Annotated in this window: 1 protein-coding gene and 1 pseudogene; both read right to left on the bottom strand. The window is 69.3% G+C overall.

The genetic code is table 11. The annotated features are described in order from the left end of the window. On the bottom strand, positions 1 to 796 hold a 796-nt coding region (locus KIT86_RS25160), incomplete at its 3' end, for an MCP four helix bundle domain-containing protein (protein WP_297403484.1). Positions 797 to 831: 35 nt separating this feature from the next. Continuing rightward, positions 832 to 1,177 (bottom strand): annotated as a pseudogene (locus tag KIT86_RS25155) (hypothetical protein); the annotation flags it as partial.

The raw sequence follows: 1,177 nt of genomic DNA, 5'->3' as shown, positions 1-1,177 counted from the left end.
CCTGGCCCACGGTGTGGATCAGCGAGTTCTTCATCGCGCCCAATGCGTTGAGCAAGTCGCCCAGTTCGTCCTTGCGCTCGGTCTGCACCACCACCGACAGGTTGCCGTCGGCCACGGCCGAGGCGATCGCCACCGCCTGATGCACCGGCACCGTCACCGAACGGGTGATGCGCCAGGCCAGCAGGGACGCCACCACCACCGCGATCGCGGCCAGCGTGACCAGCCAGGTCACGTTGCGACTCACGGTGTGGGCAGAGTCGGTCATGGCGGCCTGCACGAGGCTGCGTTGCGCCGCCAGCATTTCGTTCTGAGCGCCGCTGTAGCGGTCGGCGGCCGGCAGCACCTGGCTGGTCAGAATCTGGTTGGCGGCCACGAGGTCACCCGTCTTGAGAGCGTCGAAGAAGGTCTTTCGCACCGCGATGTACTCGCCGCGCGCCGTCGAGATCTTGGCCAGCAAGGCCTTGCCTTCGGCGCTGGAGATTTCGGCCTCCAGCGTCTGCTGCAGTTCGCTGATGCGCGTGGACGTCTGTGCAATCAGGGGCTTGAAGTAGGCATCGACCTCCGGGTCGGCGCGGGACTTGGCCACAGCGAGCGCGCGGCTGATGTTCAGCGTCGTGCTGGCCGCCCACTCTTCCGTGACCGAGGCGAGGCGCTCCAGCTGGATCACCCGCTCGGTGGCCGCCTGGGTGGCGCGAAGACCGCTCCAGCCCAGCGCGGTGACCGCCAGAAGCAGCACCAGCACGCTGAGAAAGCCCAGGCCCAGCCGGTGACCGACCTTGAATTGTTGGAAAGACATGAGGAAGAAGAGTCCGTGTGGGTGAGGTGAATCGATCAGAAGCTTTCCCAGTCGCCTTCGCTGGCGGCACTGGAAGCGGTGGACACGGCGGGTGCCGGGCGGGCCGGCGCTGCGGCCACTTCAACCGGCCGGCTGGCCTTGGCTGGGGATGGGGGCTTGGGCGGCTTGGCCTCCCCGGCGGCGGCGGCGACCGGCGCCTTGGTGGGCGCCGGGGCGACGGCCTTGGCAGCCACTGCGGGGGCGGCGGGCTTGACCACCGAGGTCAGCACAGGTGCCGACGCAGGCGGCGGGGCGACCGTGGTCAGGGGAGCTGGCTCGGCGGGACGGTGCTGGTCGGCGTCGCCGGTGCGGAAGACGCGCACCACCTGGTCCAGCCGCTTG

The sequence above is a fragment of the Hydrogenophaga sp. genome (assembly GCF_026125825.1).
Taxonomy (GTDB): domain Bacteria; phylum Pseudomonadota; class Gammaproteobacteria; order Burkholderiales; family Burkholderiaceae_C; genus Hydrogenophaga.
The sequence above is the reverse complement of the archived record's forward strand: the minus strand, read 5'-3'. Positions and strand labels throughout refer to the sequence as shown.